This is a genomic window from Siphonobacter sp. BAB-5405, assembly GCF_002872335.1.
Taxonomy (GTDB): domain Bacteria; phylum Bacteroidota; class Bacteroidia; order Cytophagales; family Spirosomataceae; genus Siphonobacter.
The window spans coordinates 1-14,970 of the sequence record NZ_NJAG01000029.1; the positions used below are offsets into that span (position 1 = coordinate 1).

Consider the following 14,970-nt stretch of genomic DNA (forward strand, 5'->3'; position numbering starts at 1 on the left):
GACCTGTCTATTAAAACTACGTAGATTAAAAAGCTTGGATGTTTTAAAATGTATTTTTAGAAAAAAAGGTCTGTTTTAAGTTCAAATAAACTTTACACAATAATTAGTCAATTCAGGCAAAAAAAAGACAAAAAACATCATACCAGATTTAGTATTGGTAAACAAGGATTAGCTAAGTACCATTCTTTAAATTATTGATAATCAGATTAATACTACTCAATCCGTATTTTTGGTAAATCTTATATTTATTTATTTTCTTCAAATAATTCAAGAATGTTTAATAAATAGGCAGGATTTTAGTAAGACTATACGTTTTCGTTAATGAAGCGATGTGAAAGACTGGATGCCCTCTTAAACCAGACAGGTTAATTTCGTTGGATACACCATAAAAAACCCTCTCATTCTACGAACAAGAGGGTTTTATGCTTTAAAAGTAAGGCATCTCTACATTTTCTTGGCGGGGTTTCCGAAGACGGTTGCTCCGGCCGGAATACTCTCGATGACGACTGAACCCGCACCGATCCGGGCATTTTTGCCAATCTCCACTCCTCCAACGATCGTTACACCTGCTCCTATAAACGTACTTTCACCCACTTTCGCTCCGGCTCCTACTACGCTACCCGCTCCCACCTGCACAAAGTCAGCCAGCTCGGCTTCCGTGTCGATGATGGCTCCGGCGTGAAGCAGACAGTGATTATTTACTTTGGAAAAAGGTTGCAGGATTACTCCGGCGGCAATCAGGTTGCCGTGTCCGACGTGAGCTTCTTCCGAGATAGTTGCAGAAGGGTGTACCGCATTTACGGGTTGAACGTTCCGTACTTCATGTAGAAAATCCACGAGGCTCTTTCGCTCGGTACGATCTTCCACAGCCACAAAGACTTCGCACTTGTGGCCAATCAGCTTGGTGAATCCTTCATTGTCCGTGGCACCAACTACGGAAATATCGCCAATTTCGGTGCCGTGGATGTTTTCATCGTCATCCAGAAAACCGTAAACGAGCACTTCATTTCGGTTAAAAATATCCAGGGCCGTTTTGCCGAGAGCCTTTGCTCCAAAAATAATAACGGGGTTTTCCATCTTCGTATGCAACAATGATCCGTATCGTGTAAGCTTGTTTCGGACAAAAATAGTTCATCCGCGTTCGATCTGCATACACCCGACCCGGAAAGGGTACTCTTCCCACTTCTTCAAAAGACTCCTGGTAAAAAAATGCCCAGGCTACCAGTGACATTCCACATTCCTTAGTAAGTTTGCGAATGAAAAGTCAGCCGTACTACGCGTTGGCTTATCGAGAAGCGGGGAGAGACGGGCTCTATGAACCGCTGGCAACCTATTCCAACTGGGAACAAGGTGCTAATTCCTGCCCTGAAGAAGGTCTTCCGGGAGAGATAAGGATAAACACGATTCATGCTACGGACTACCCCTTCTTTTGGGGCGGCAGCTCTGCCCCCACTTTTATCCCTACGTTTCGCGTCTTTTTATACCACCTCCGCAGGTGGCCTCTGTTCTTGTTGTTGGTTGCATTCTGGAAAGCAGCTCTCTGCTTTCCCACACTTACCTTGAAGCCTATTTTCTTTTAACGCATTAATTCTGCAACAACATGTCTGAATTACGTTTTGAAACGCTCCAGCTACATGCGGGGCAACAGATTGATCCGGCTACTAATGCACGAGCCGTCCCTATTTATCAGACCACCGCGTACCAGTTCAATGATTCGGCCCACGGAGCCCGGCTTTTTGGCCTTCAGGAATTCGGAAACATTTATACGCGGATCATGAATCCAACGCACGATGTGTTCGAAAAACGCATTGCCGCTCTGGAAGGAGGCGTAGCCGCTTTGTCAGTAGCATCGGGCCACGCCGCTCAGTTTATTGCCATCAATAATATCACAACCGTAGGAGACAACTTTGTTACTACTTCCTATTTATATGGAGGAAGTTATAATCAGTTCAAGAACTCCTTCAAGAATATCGGTGTCGAGGCCCGTTTTGCCGAGGGCGATAAGGTAGAATCGTTTGAACGCCTCATTGACGAGAAAACCAAGTTCTTGTACCTGGAAACCATTGGTAATCCCGGCTTCAACGTTCCTGATTTTGATGCCTTCGCGGCCCTGGCTCAAAAATACGACCTACCTCTGATCGTAGATAATACCTTCGGAGCCGGTGGAGCGATAGCTCAGCCACTCAAACATGGGGCTCACATTGTGGTTAGTTCGGCAACCAAATGGATTGGTGGACACGGTACGACTATGGGTGGTGTTATTGTAGATGGCGGAACCTACAACTGGAGTAATGGAAAGTATCCGCAGTTTACACAACCCTCGCCAAGCTATCATGGACTGGTGTTGAATGACGTCTTTGGCTTTAGCGGTCCTTTCGGCAACATTCAGTTTATCATTCGGGCCCGGGTAGAAGGGCTTCGGGACTGGGGTCCGTCGCAAGCTCCCTTCAACAGCTTCCTTTTATTACAGGGACTGGAGACGCTGTCGTTACGCGTTGAACGTACGAACGAAAATGCTCTGGCCCTGGCTCAGTGGTTACAGGGACATTCAGCCGTCGAATACGTCAATTATCCCGGATTACCGAGCAGTCCTTACCATGAGCTGGCCAAGAAATACCTGAATCGGGGTTTTGGCGGCGTACTGACATTCAAACTACGGGCGGGCAAAGAAGCCGCCGACCGGGTAGTCAACGGTTTGAAACTGGTGAGTCACCTGGCCAACGTAGGCGATGCGAAAACGCTCATTATTCATCCGGCCACGACTACGCATTCGCAGCTTTCGGAAGCGGAACAAACCAGTGCGGGCGTAGCCCCCGGCTTACTACGCGTTTCGCTGGGATATGAGCACATCGAAGATATCAAAGCTGACTTTGAACAGGCTTTCGGGGCTGCCCTGAATCTGTAATAGTACTTCGGGAGTGCAGCCGTATGACTGTACTCCCAAATCTAAAGCATACATACGAGTCTTTTAAACGAGTTTACTGAGTTGTCTGCGTTACAAAAATTTCATTACCCGCAGGAGTTTGCACTGGAATGTGGGCGGGTGCTGCCAGAGATTGAGCTGGCCTATCATACGTTTGGAACCCTGAATGCTACTGCTAGTAATGTGGTGTGGATTTGCCATGCCTTAACGGGCAATTCAGATGTAACGGATTGGTGGAGCGGTCTGGTGGGAGAAGGAAAACTTTTGGATACGCGTCAGTACTTTATCGTTTGTGCCAATGTGCCGGGTTCAGCGTACGGTTCTACGTCGGCCCTCTCGATCGATCCGCTCACGCAGGAACCCTATTATCAGGATTTTCCATTGATTACCATTCGTGATGTGGTCAAGAGTCTGGACCTGTTACGGGAACACCTGAACCTCCAGCAGATCCGTATGCTCGTTGGCGGTTCGCTGGGAGGTCAGCAGGCTCTGGAATGGGCCATTCAAAAGCCTGATCTTTTTGAGCAGCTAATTTTAATTGCTACCAATGCTCGGATGTCGCCCTGGGGTATTGCCTTTAACGAATCCCAGCGGATGGCCATTGAAGCCGACCAGACGTGGCAGGAACGCCGTCCTGACGCGGGTACCGCCGGAATGAAAGCGGCCCGGGCAACCGCATTACTCAGTTACCGCAGTGCGGTTATGTATGAATTCACTCAGGCTCGGGAAGAATCCGCCCTTGAACATTACCGGGCAAGTTCGTATCAACGGTATCAGGGGGAGAAGATTGGCAGTCGTTTCAATGCCTTTTCCTATTATACACTCTCGCGTATGATGGATTCACATGACGTTGGCAGGAATCGGGATGGAGCCATGACCGCTCTCAACCAGATTAAAGCTCAGACCTTAATTATTGGTATTCAGTCGGATGTACTTTTCCCGGTAGAAGAACAGCGATTCCTGGCCCGTTATATTCCCAATGCTGAACTCACCGAGATTGACTCGCTGTATGGACATGATGGATTTCTGGTAGAAAATGAACTCATGACGAAGACGATTCGTACGTGGGAACTATCCAATCAGCTGGGCTCCGCCGAAGAAGAAGACGAACTCATTGTACGCGATCGGGTACGAGTGGATGTTCGCAAGGGCGTTCGCGAGTACATTGCCGTGGACAATATTTCGTTCCTAGCCAAACCCTATACAATCCATTTAATTAGCGGTCATCGCATCGAGTCCGATACGATATTAGATAAGGTAAGTCAGGCTTTACAGGATAGCTATGACTTCAGTGATTTAAGTCCGGAGCTACCGCACATTCTGGCCAACATGCGAAACATCAAGAATTTTGATGAAAAAACGCATCGCATCTATCTTAGCGATGGCCGGAGTCAAACGCTGCCACCCGCGTTTCCGTTAAAGACCCTGTAATAACAGATCAAGGTTTCTTGTTTCCTTCTAAAACACAAAACCCGGCATCCAGAGGATAACCGGGAGTGTATAAACCTGTCCTTGGCGGTAGGATGGTCTATCAACCACTCATGGGCCGCTTAGTATTCAAAAAAAGAATACGTAATAAATCATTTGGCGGTATGAGTTATAACGTTAAAAACAAAAGTAATCGACGGTTAAGCTAAAGTGATACGCTAAAGACTTCTATCAAATCAGTTTCTGGTCTTACTTTGTCAAATCAATACATGCTAAACCTTAAAAGCTCAACGGATGTTTAAATAAAAGTAAGTTTTTTCTTTTTTCCCATTGCGTGCCGCATTTCTTACCAAAAATCACCTTTGGTACAAGTTTTTAAACGCCATCAGAGGTGCAGTCATTGGCTTGGCTAGTTAATCAGTCTTATCAGGCGTATAGCTGCAAACGTCAATCCTTATTCTCATTCAAAACTATTCAAACCAAACGTAAGGCTATCGTTAATGGACGCATAGCCCCGTAATTCCTTAATCCCATTTGATCCAGGTTATGCCTTGTAACCTACGTACTGGTTTTCCGCCAATTCACAGTATGAACTTTTATGAAAACACTTCTACGCAGTTTACTCTGCCCAGCTTTCGTCTGGGCCGGCTCCGCTATGGGGCAAAATCAGCCTCTTACCAATACACACAAGTATGTGGGCCTGACCATTGAACGAAGCCTCAAAAGCGGCTACAAGCTTGATCAGGATTACGATTACCACGCTACACTGTTTGAACTGAACTACGAAAAGCCGATCAGCAGTATCGTGAAAAACAATATAGCCGTTAATCTTCTCATCCAACCTCAGTTCAACTGGGCTACGTATCGTGACTGGAAAGTTGAACAGTACCAAGATACCTGGGAAGCTGGCATTAACGCAGGCGTGGTCTTCCACGCCTATTTAGACGAATCTTCGACCCGAACATACATTACCATTTCGGGTAGTTCCGGACCTCATTTTATCGATGATACACCCGTAAGACAAGCCTCAGGTTTTATCTTTTGCAATAATATTCGGTTCGGTTTTCATTACCCCATTACCAGAAACTTTAACGCTGAAGTGAGAATGGGCATTCGACACCTTTCCAACGCTGGTTTAGTTATGCCTAACTACGGCATTGATAATATTTTCGTTGGTTTAAAATTGGATATTTTAATGAATCCTGAATCTGAATAATAAATTTGGATTTTCATTTTTAAAACCAACAATAAAAAAGCCTAATCAGAGACTGATTAGGCTTTATCCGTTTAAGTGTTTTTTAACCCGCCAAGATTAAAATAACAAGAATGAGCGAAGAATTTTACTGACCGCCAAGTTATATACGTTAGAGCCTTATTGCCAAATATCAATGAGAAAATTTTCAGTATTTGTAGACGAACAGAGCATTTACGTATATATGTTATTACACTTATTTATATTATAAAATATTTTAATAATACAATTAAATACTCTTTTGAATCTTGCGGTATTTACACGCCTGGTTGAAATCAAGTCGAGTCTCCAGCCGTAGCGTTATTAGTATCTTTTCACCTCAAAGCTGTTTACCAAAAAATATTATAATATCCTACCATTAACTTAAAATGAAGATTATTACTCAATTTATGTAATTTATCATTTCGTTTTATTTCCCTCTACCTTAGTCGTTTAATAAGCCATTGGCTTCTATCTACTTTTTCCAAAGCTCACACTTGGTTTAACAAAACCGTCAAGCCAAGTACCTATTCAAACCTTGTTTAGCATCAGTTGATTGATTTACTCATGGAATGCTACGTAGGCTTCCTCCCCCTGTAATGGTATCATCTAAAACTATATCAATGGTTATTCATGCAAAAATGCACCCTAATTATAGCCAATTAATACCCCCTATATTTAGGGGTCGTCTTGTTCTTTCTGGATTCTTTACAACGATTCTCTTTTATACTCTACATGCATTTTTTATCACTTATCTGCTCTTTTACTAGAAAATTCCTTGCGGAACCTTCACTTATCTCCTAAACTTTCTGTTTTAAATAGCTCTGCTTTTCAAGACCCAAGGTTTTATCAGCGAATCCATGCTTGCCAAGGCCACCTGTTGACTTATGGCCATCATTGACATTCACAATTTATGTACGTACCTTCAATTGCTCTTAACGTATACGGAGAGTAAGTGCCCAAGGTGCCTTGAACACTCGCTGTTGGCGGACAGCGAGTGTTTTTTTATGGTCTTCCCTGTACAGTCCGCTTTTGCTCTCTTTACTTAGGTACTTCTCATATGCTTAGCATTAACGTAGAAATACCTGAGTGTTTTTTCATCAACTTTCCACCGAATGCTTCACCCACCGGAAGCAAAATATTTACAAGAATGAACGCTTCAGCTGCTGGCTGGCTCATTTTCAGGCCACAAGCCGTCTTCACTCAACCCTAAGCTCTGGAGAGCTTCCTCGTTTAAGAAAATTTAACCCCGACAATAGGACATTTCAGCGATTGAATTTTGTCTATCAATGTTAATTTTGTAATTTTCCATGCTTATTCAGCCTCTTGCTATTGGGTTCTGAATGACCTAACGTTTTACGTACTTAACACTCTTACTTTCCGCATGAAACGCAGAGAAGCACTACAAATGGTAGGGGTTATGATGGGAGGTCTGCTGGTAACGCCAGCATTGGCCGACATCGTAGAGGGTCGCCGGGCCCTTCCCACGACATCCGCTAAACTGGTGTTTGACCAGCCTACCGAAGATCTCATCGCTGAAATTGCTGACGTGATTATTCCAACGACAGCAGACTCACCCGGAGCCAAGGCTGCCGGAGTAGGCCCTTTCCTGAACGTACTGGTTTCCGATTGTTACCCCAAGGAATACCAGGAACGCCTGCAAAATGGCCTGGCTCGCGTAGACCGCGAAACCAAAGCTGTATACGGAAAATCGTTTAAGGATGCCTCTCTGGAGCAGAAAACCAATATTCTGAAGCTCGAAGAAGCCAATGCCTACGCTGACCGCAAAGCAGGTGTCAAAGAGGCTCCCTTCTGGTTTACGATTAAGGAGTTGAGCATGTTTGGCTACTTCACTTCGGAAATCGGAGCTACGCAGGCCCTCAGTTATGAATATGTACCGGGTCGTTACGAAGGTTGTACGCCTTTGAAACCCGGACAAAAAACCTGGGCTACGTAGTTGATTACCCTGGAGGTTTGTACACCCCTTTTGTTATCGGGCCTTCCATAGGTCTGCTAACCATCAAACATTGAACCCTTAAGGAAATGAATATTCTTCGAGCAAACGAACAAAATACGTATGATGCCATCGTGGTAGGTTCGGGAATCTCCGGCGGCTGGGCTGCCAAGGAGTTGACCGAAAAAGGCCTGAAAACGCTGGTGCTTGAGCGTGGTCGTAAATTCGAACACGTAACCGATTACGAAAATGCATTAAAGAAACCCTGGGAATTGACCCACCGGGGTCGAATTACGAACGAAGAGCGGGCAAGTCACCCCTTCCTCAGCCGCGATTATCCCTACGGTGAAGCAAACAAAACTTACTGGTTTAACGATTCGGATGCTCCGTACAGCGAGCTCAAGCGTTTCGACTGGTACCGTCCTAACATTGTTGGTGGTAAATCCATCATGTGGGGTCGTCAGAGCTACCGCCTGTCGGATCTGGACTTTGAAGCAAACCTGAAAGAAGGAATCGGTACGGATTGGCCCGTTCGCTACGCTGAAATTGCACCTTGGTACAGCTACGTGGAGAAATTCGTGGGCGTATCGGGTAGTAAAGATGGTCTACCTCAATTGCCCGACGGCGAGTTTCTGCCGCCCATGCAAATGAACTGTGCGGAGCAGGCTGTTAAAAAAGGTATTGAAGGTAAATTCCCCAACCGGGTGATGACGATTGGTCGGGTAGCCAACCTCACCCAGGCCGGTCCCGCCCAGCAGAAAGTAGGTCGCGGTCCCTGTCAGTACCGGAACCTGTGTTCCCTGGGCTGTCCGTACGGCGGCTATTTCAGCAGCCCTTCGGCGACCATCCCTGCGGCTATGGCTACCAAGCGACTGACGATCCGCCCCAACAGTATTGCTTCTGAAATCATTTATGACCCAGCGGCTAAAAAAGCCAAAGGCGTTCGGATCGTTGATTCAGAAACCAACGAAGTGATGGAGTTTTTCGCCAAAGTGATCTTCGTCTGCGGTGGAGCCATCGGTACGACTGCTTTGTTACTGAATTCTACGTCTGACCGTTTCCCCAATGGTTTTGGTAACGATTCGGGTCAGTTAGGTCACAACCTCATGGACCACCACTTCCGTACGGGAGCCAGTGGTATCGTGGAAGGTCTGGACGATAAATATTACTTCGGTCGCCGGGCAAATGGTATCTACATTCCCCGCTACCGGAATGTGGGCAACGACAAACGTGATTACGTTCGCGGTTTCGGTTATCAGGGCGGTGGTAGCCGTCAGGGCTGGAATGGCCTCGTTGCCGAAATGGGCTTTGGAGCAGAGCTGAAAGAAAAGGCTACGAAACCCGGTCCCTGGAGTATGAACCTCGGTGGCTTCGGTGAGACACTGCCTGCCTACGAAAACCGGATGTTCCTGGATAAAGACAAAAAGGACAAATGGGGTCTGCCCACGGTTGTTTTCGACGCAGACTTACGCGAAAACGAAAAGAAAATGCGGAAGGACATGATGAACGATGCTGCCGAAATGCTTGAAGCAGCGGGCGTGAAGAATGTCCGTACGTTTGATAACGGCTCTTATCTCGGTATGGCTATTCACGAAATGGGTACCGCCCGCATGGGACGCGATCCCAAAACGAGCGTACTGAACGGTAATAACCAGGTCTGGGATGCCAAAAACGTATTCGTTACCGACGGTGCTTTCATGGCTTCAGCGGGGTGCCAAAATCCCTCGCTGACGTACATGGCCTTTACCGCCCGTGCCGTTGACTTCGCTGTGAAAGAACTCAAAAAGAAGAATTTGTAAACTTACATAGCATAGATACAATTGAAAAAGCGTGGAAGTGATCCTTCCACGCTTTTTTGTTGTCCACCTCTTGAAAGGTTTAACCAGCGAATTATTTTTAATCTCGTTTTAATTAATCTAATTTAAAATAGTTTGGGAATTACTGAGAGCATGCTTTGTTTTGCGGGCTATTTAGAAAAATTCCAAATTATGAGAGCATTTCGACTCCTCTTTCTTTTTTCCCTCCTTACTATTCCTCAGCTTTATGCACAGCACACGGGTTCAATCCGTGGACGCATCACGACCAAAGATGGTAAACCTGCCGAAGGGGTTTCGGTAGGCATTCAGGGCACCACGCACGGCTCCCTGACCGACGAATTTGGCGAATACCGAATCAACAAAGTAAGCTCCGGCACACACGTCCTTGTCGTATCGGCAGTTGGCTTGAAAACGCAGGACAAAACCATCGATGTAGAGCCTAAATCTAGTATCATCGTTGATTTCTCCCTCATCGAAGACTTGGCTCAATTACGGGAAGTCGTCGTAGCCGCCAGTCGTAATCGTTTCAAGGCGGACAAGGTTTCGCCTTCGCTACGTTTACAAACGCCGTTACTGGAAGTTCCGCAAAATATCAAAGTCATCACGAAAGAATTGCTGGCCGATCAGCAGGTATTTGATATGGTTGATGGCGTGACGCGTAACGTCAGCGGAGCGATCCGTTCCGGCCACTGGGATAATCAGTATGCCAATATTTCGATGCGGGGTACGTCCATTCCGGCGTTTCGTAATGGCATGAACGTAAAAATGCCCTGGGGTCCACTGGCCGACGATATGTCGACGGTGGAACGCATTGAGTTTGTGAAAGGCCCCGCCGGTTTTATGATGGCCAACGGCGAACCGGGCGGGATGTACAACGTAGTAACGAAAAAACCAACGGGCACGAACCAAAGCTCCGTCTCCTTCACCACGGGTAGTTACAACACCGTACGAGCCGCCATTGACCTCGATGGCAAACTTTCCAAAAACGGAAAACTGCTGTATCGATTCAATACGGCTTACCAGACGCGGGATACTTACAACAAATTCAACTACAATGACCGCTATGTCATTGCACCGGTCGTCAGCTACCAGATTGATTCCAACACCGTTATTACGGCCGAGTATACCCACCAGCACGTAGAGGCCCTGGCTTTGGGTAATTATACTTTCTCGAAAAAAGGTTTTGGTGAAGTAGGTCCGGAATTCTTTCTGGGTGATCCGGCTCTCAATCCCCGAATCATCAGAGATCACAACGTATTCCTGTACTTCTCCCACCGAATCAACGACCGCTGGAAGCTGAATGCTCAGATTGCGTACTTCAATTATTCCCTCGGTGGTGGCGGTACGGTATGGGTAACGTCCATCGACAGTCTGGGCAATATGCGTCGGAACTATAACATCGGTGACGAGCTGGCGATTAACAAAACGGGTCAACTTACCTTACAGGGCGAAGAGCGAACCGGCTCCGTATTGCACCGCATTCTGGGTGGCATTGACATGGGTAACCTGAAAACCTGGGGTGATTTCAGCAGTACGACGCTGGGTGACCTGCAACTGGCTGGTAATGCTCCGTTTAACATCTATAATCCTACGTACGGTATTCCGTTGGCGAACATTCCGCAGTTCGACCGTTCGCATAGCATCCGGGAACGTTCGGGTTCTAACGTATACGCAACGAACCTGACCTATTCGGGTATTTACTTACAGGACGAAGTTCATTTGTTCAACGACAAACTACGCCTGACCGTAGCTGCCCGGTATACGCAGTCCCGGACGGTAGGTAAAACGAAAGCCACTGACATCAAGGATAACGTGGTAACGCCGCGTTTTGGCTTTAGCTATTCCGTAAATCGCGAGATGAGCATCTATGGTCTGTACGACCAAAGCTATCTGCCCCAGGCCGGGGCCGATTTCGATGGAAACGTCTTCAAACCCGTATATGGCACCAACACGGAATTTGGTATCAAGAAAGACTGGTTTGGTGGAAAGTGGAATTCTACCTTCACCATTTATCAGATTACCAAAAACAACGTCCTGACCCCTGACCCCCGTTTCGGTATCAACAACCCGCAGAACTGGCAGGTACAACTGGGCCAGATTCTGTCGAAAGGCGTAGAGTTTGACCTGACGGGCGAAATTGTTCCGGGCCTGAATGCTACCCTGAACTACGCCTATACCGATCCGAAAGTAACGAAAGATGAAACGGCTAATCCCGTCAACAATCGCAAAGGTACCTACCTGGCCGGAACAGCCAGACATATTACCAACGGCTGGTTAACCTACCGCATCAAAAGTGAGCGTTCGGCCCTGCGGGGACTAGGCTTCTCCGGAGGGTATCAATACCAGGGTGAGCGTTTTGCCGGAGCCGGTTTGAAGGACTCCAACTTCCCGGACTTCTTCCGTCTCGATGCTGGCGTTTCGTACCAGGCCCGAAAGATTAACGTTTCGTTACTGGTGAACAACCTGGCTGACAGACGCATGTATACGTCGGGAAGTGCCCCGGCTAACCCCCGAACCGGTTACTACACGTACATCTACGAATTCCCCCGGAATTTCCGACTGAACCTTGGTTACAAGTTCTAGGAATTCCATACATATTCACTCCCCGGAAGCAATTTCGGGGAGTTTTTTTATACATGCTAAAAGCAGCAACGAGCTCAGCTTTAGTAGTTTCCTTTTTCCAGCATTTCGTTCGAAAGTGGATTGTTTATATCCAATGGCAGAAAGAAAGTATGCTGACAAAAGCGGCAACGTATATATTTAAGCGGTAGAAATCCGGCTAATTTCTTCATCCACTCCGGACGACCCAGACGTTCCAGATGGGCCGTGCGGTTACACTTGGGACAAACCCACTCATGAGCGGTACGGAGTCGAATGCTAAGTAGTAGGCCTGCGTATAGGGCTACTACGAGAAACACAAGGGCGGCAGCAATCATAGCAGTATAGAGGTGAAAGATTACAAAGTTACTCTTTTACACCAAGCGGGCAAGTCGTAGTGGATTAAGTATTACTGAGCAATTTGTTAATAAAAGACAATCTATCGTCGGAAGGTTTCCTGCCATTCTTAAAAATAAATGCGGCTTCGTTCAGTAAAGTCCGTTCAAGGTTTTATCTTCGAAAACCCTACCCTTGTTGTCTTTTCACTTAATTTATTTCATCTCACCTCACAGGCCGCCCTGGTGAACAGAAGTATTTTATACATGCGTAAAGAAGTCTCCCGGCAACTTGCCCTTTTCGACGTATTACGGGGTATCGCGATTATTTTTGTATTTGGCTATCATTGGCATCAGGCTTATTTCCCGCAGGCATTAACCGCCACTAATGGTCCGGTGCTTTCGTTCCAGCAAGCTACACTCTCTAATCTATACGCTACTTTTTCACCCCTGGCCTACGGTAATCTGGGCGTGCAACTGTTTTTAATCATCAGTGGGTTTCTCATTCACTATTCGTTTCTGGGAAAACAGGAACCCCTTAACTACAGGCAGTTTATGCTTAGGCGGTTCTGGCGGATTTACCCGACGTATTTGTTGGTACTCCTCTTCTTCGCCTTTCAAAATCAGCAGCTCACGCAGTACGTTTTACGTGAAGAACGCGGACAGCTTTCCTTTATCACTCACCTGTTCCTCATTCATAACCTGTTTGATGATGCCGATATTCTTTTTGGCTTCAACGGTTCTTTCTGGAGTTTGGCCCTGGAGATGCAGCTATACGCCTTGTATCCGCTTCTGCTGGTCCTTCGCAAGCGGTACTCGTTATCTAAAGTCTGTCTGGGCTTGCTACTGGTTCACCTCGTCGTGATTTCCTACTGCTTTTATCACCTGCGATTCAAGTTTAGTGAGATCACTTTCGTGGGTCATTTCTGGATTATGTGGGCGTTGGGAGCACTGGTAGCCGAAAACTATTACTACGGCAGACGTACGTTTCGCGTATCTGCTCCGATCCTGGCCGCTTTGTTTCTGGTTTTCCTGAGTACCAAGTTTTTCCCCACGTTTTACGTCTTTTTCCAATACATCGGTTCGGCCATTCTGTTTGCCATGCTGCTGGATTACCTGCTGGTGAGTCGTCTGAATTTTACGGCACCTTCCTATAAAATCCTCAGCCTGATTGGCGTGTGCAGCTACAGCATTTACCTGATTCACCAGCCAATTCTGGGTACGATTTACAGCTCCATTGATTTGCTGGGTATGGCCCGCCACTGGCCCTGGTTCAAATTTGTGAATGCCAGTGTTGCCTTTGCTTTCATTACGTTCCTTTCGTACAGCCTTTATCTGGTGGTGGAGAAAAACTCCGTTACCCTGGGCCAACGCCTCAGCTTTCTACGAAAACCCGTCCGCGTTCCAAAACCGCAGAAAACGTACGAGTCCGTAGAAGAATAAACCTTAGTTTGACTTTGGCACGGAGGGCTGATACAGAAAGTAGTCGTACACACTCCGACTGATCTGGGCAATGGTTTGCTCCCGCAGCTCGGATGGAGCCTGCGAAGCTCCGACAAATACCGCAATAGCAATGTGGCCAGCATCACCCGGCAACGTAATGATTCCAACATCATCGGTAGCCGATGCACCCATGGTACCTGTCTTATGAGCCACCACCGTTTCGGGGGGCAAATAGCCTTTTAAACGACCCTGCCCGCCCCGGCAACGTTCCATGATCGCCAGCAGCGTATCCCGACTGGCAACGGATACCGCCCTGGCCTGATAAATCTGCGTGAGTAACTGAACCATCGCTTCCGGCGTAGACGTATCCCGGGGATCTTTGTCGAAGGTAGCCTGGGCCGTTTTACGTATTTCCGGTGTTAATTGATCTTCCAGACGGGTGTAGAAACCAGGATTTTTCCACTGACTCGTATCGGGTAAGGTTACGCCTTCCCAATCGGCAATGAGCTGAATGATGTTCCGATCTACGGACATGCCTTCGATCCCTAAAGCCTTGAGCCGATTTTGTACCGTCCGGGTTCCACCCGCCAGGCGAATGAGTATATCCGTGGCCGAGTTATCACTGATGACCATCATCAGTTCCATCAAGTTCTGAAGCGAAAGCTGAACGCCCGGCTTGGCAAACAGCGTTTCGAGCGTACCACTGCCCGGATGCAGATCCGAAGGCTGTAGCTCGGTCATGGTCAGGTACGAAAGTTCTCCTGTTTCGATCTTGCGGAGTAACTCTACGGCTACCGCCACTTTCATTGTACTCGCCATCGGAAAACGATCTTTCGCGTTCATTCGAATTTCCCGTCCACTTTCCAGGTGCAGGGCACAGACCCCTACTTTGCCTTTGGCCAGCTTCGCCATACGTTCGAGTTCCTGTTGTAAACGCTGCGTGGCGAGGTCGGTCGTTTTTAACGAAGATTGTGCCGAAACCAGTAGCGGCAAAAGAATGAAACTACAGATAAGCCTTAGGGATGGAAAGCCGGAAAAGATCATTTTCATAGGAACGAACGCCTGAACGAGTGTCAGTTTATGATTAAACGTCGAACCTAGCATTTTTCCTACATAAAATAAAATCACTTGAATAGTTTACGTACATCTTTCCCAAATGTCAAAATAATATTTTTACTTTGATGCTTTTCTCAGAATAATGTTCATTTCAAACATTTCACTGCTTTATCTTCATTCCATGA

At 46.9% G+C, this 14,970-nt stretch carries 10 protein-coding genes and 1 riboswitch; of the genes, 7 read left to right on the top strand and 3 right to left on the bottom strand.

Translation table 11 applies throughout. The annotated features are described in order from the left end of the window. Positions 1-444 precede the first annotated feature (444 nt). A complete protein-coding gene (locus tag BWI97_RS18545; RefSeq protein ID WP_102202322.1) occupies positions 445-1,077 on the bottom strand; it encodes a NeuD/PglB/VioB family sugar acetyltransferase in 633 nt (210 codons plus the stop codon). Positions 1,078-1,282: 205 nt separating this feature from the next. After that, positions 1,283-1,395, top strand: a riboswitch (SAM riboswitch). Between the two features lie 205 nt (positions 1,396-1,600). Here BWI97_RS18545 and BWI97_RS18550 point away from each other — a divergent pair. From BWI97_RS18550 to BWI97_RS18575, 6 genes are all read left to right on the top strand, one after another. Beyond that, positions 1,601-2,905, top strand: a complete 1,305-nt coding sequence (locus BWI97_RS18550; RefSeq protein ID WP_102202297.1) for an O-acetylhomoserine aminocarboxypropyltransferase/cysteine synthase family protein — start codon at positions 1,601-1,603, stop codon at positions 2,903-2,905. Positions 2,906-2,986: 81 nt separating this feature from the next. Continuing rightward, positions 2,987-4,354, top strand: a complete 1,368-nt coding sequence (gene metX / locus BWI97_RS18555) for a homoserine O-acetyltransferase (protein ID WP_102202298.1) — start codon at positions 2,987-2,989, stop codon at positions 4,352-4,354. Positions 4,355-4,949: 595 nt separating this feature from the next. Then, positions 4,950-5,567 (top strand): acyloxyacyl hydrolase, encoded by a 618-nt coding sequence (locus tag BWI97_RS18560; protein WP_094814740.1) that lies wholly within the window; start codon positions 4,950-4,952, stop codon positions 5,565-5,567. A gap of 1,399 nt (positions 5,568-6,966) precedes the next feature. Beyond that, complete coding sequence (locus BWI97_RS18565) at positions 6,967-7,539, top strand: gluconate 2-dehydrogenase subunit 3 family protein (protein WP_094814742.1); 573 nt, start codon at positions 6,967-6,969, stop codon at positions 7,537-7,539. Positions 7,540-7,625: 86 nt separating this feature from the next. Beyond that, complete coding sequence (locus BWI97_RS18570; RefSeq protein WP_102202299.1) at positions 7,626-9,335, top strand: GMC oxidoreductase; 1,710 nt, start codon at positions 7,626-7,628, stop codon at positions 9,333-9,335. Between the two features lie 189 nt (positions 9,336-9,524). Beyond that, positions 9,525-11,936, top strand: coding sequence for a TonB-dependent receptor (locus tag BWI97_RS18575; protein WP_158242789.1), 2,412 nt, complete (start codon positions 9,525-9,527; stop codon positions 11,934-11,936). 80 nt (positions 11,937-12,016) lie between these two features. Here BWI97_RS18575 and BWI97_RS18580 read toward each other — a convergent pair whose 3' ends face one another. After that, positions 12,017-12,289 (bottom strand): hypothetical protein, encoded by a 273-nt coding sequence (locus BWI97_RS18580; protein ID WP_094814748.1) that lies wholly within the window; start codon positions 12,287-12,289, stop codon positions 12,017-12,019. Positions 12,290-12,553: 264 nt separating this feature from the next. On the opposite strand from BWI97_RS18580, the gene BWI97_RS18585 reads away from it, so the two are divergent. Next, a complete protein-coding gene (locus BWI97_RS18585; RefSeq protein ID WP_158242790.1) occupies positions 12,554-13,729 on the top strand; it encodes an acyltransferase in 1,176 nt (391 codons plus the stop codon). 3 nt (positions 13,730-13,732) lie between these two features. Here the strand turns inward: BWI97_RS18585 and bla are convergent, their stop codons facing one another. Then, complete coding sequence (gene bla, locus BWI97_RS18590) at positions 13,733-14,779, bottom strand: class A beta-lactamase (RefSeq protein WP_102202323.1); 1,047 nt, start codon at positions 14,777-14,779, stop codon at positions 13,733-13,735. Between the last annotated feature and the right edge of the window lie 191 nt (positions 14,780-14,970).

Coding starts and splice junctions, on each gene's coding strand:
- BWI97_RS18545 (WP_102202322.1), bottom strand. CDS start 1,077: ATGGAAAACCCCGTTATTATTTTTGGAGCAAAGGCTCTCGGCAAAACG.
- BWI97_RS18550 (WP_102202297.1), top strand. CDS start 1,601: ATGTCTGAATTACGTTTTGAAACGCTCCAGCTACATGCGGGGCAACAG.
- BWI97_RS18560 (WP_094814740.1), top strand. CDS start 4,950: ATGAAAACACTTCTACGCAGTTTACTCTGCCCAGCTTTCGTCTGGGCC.
- BWI97_RS18565 (WP_094814742.1), top strand. CDS start 6,967: ATGAAACGCAGAGAAGCACTACAAATGGTAGGGGTTATGATGGGAGGT.
- BWI97_RS18570 (WP_102202299.1), top strand. CDS start 7,626: ATGAATATTCTTCGAGCAAACGAACAAAATACGTATGATGCCATCGTG.
- BWI97_RS18575 (WP_158242789.1), top strand. CDS start 9,525: ATGAGAGCATTTCGACTCCTCTTTCTTTTTTCCCTCCTTACTATTCCT.
- BWI97_RS18580 (WP_094814748.1), bottom strand. CDS start 12,289: ATGATTGCTGCCGCCCTTGTGTTTCTCGTAGTAGCCCTATACGCAGGC.
- BWI97_RS18585 (WP_158242790.1), top strand. CDS start 12,554: ATGCGTAAAGAAGTCTCCCGGCAACTTGCCCTTTTCGACGTATTACGG.
- bla (WP_102202323.1), bottom strand. CDS start 14,779: ATGAAAATGATCTTTTCCGGCTTTCCATCCCTAAGGCTTATCTGTAGT.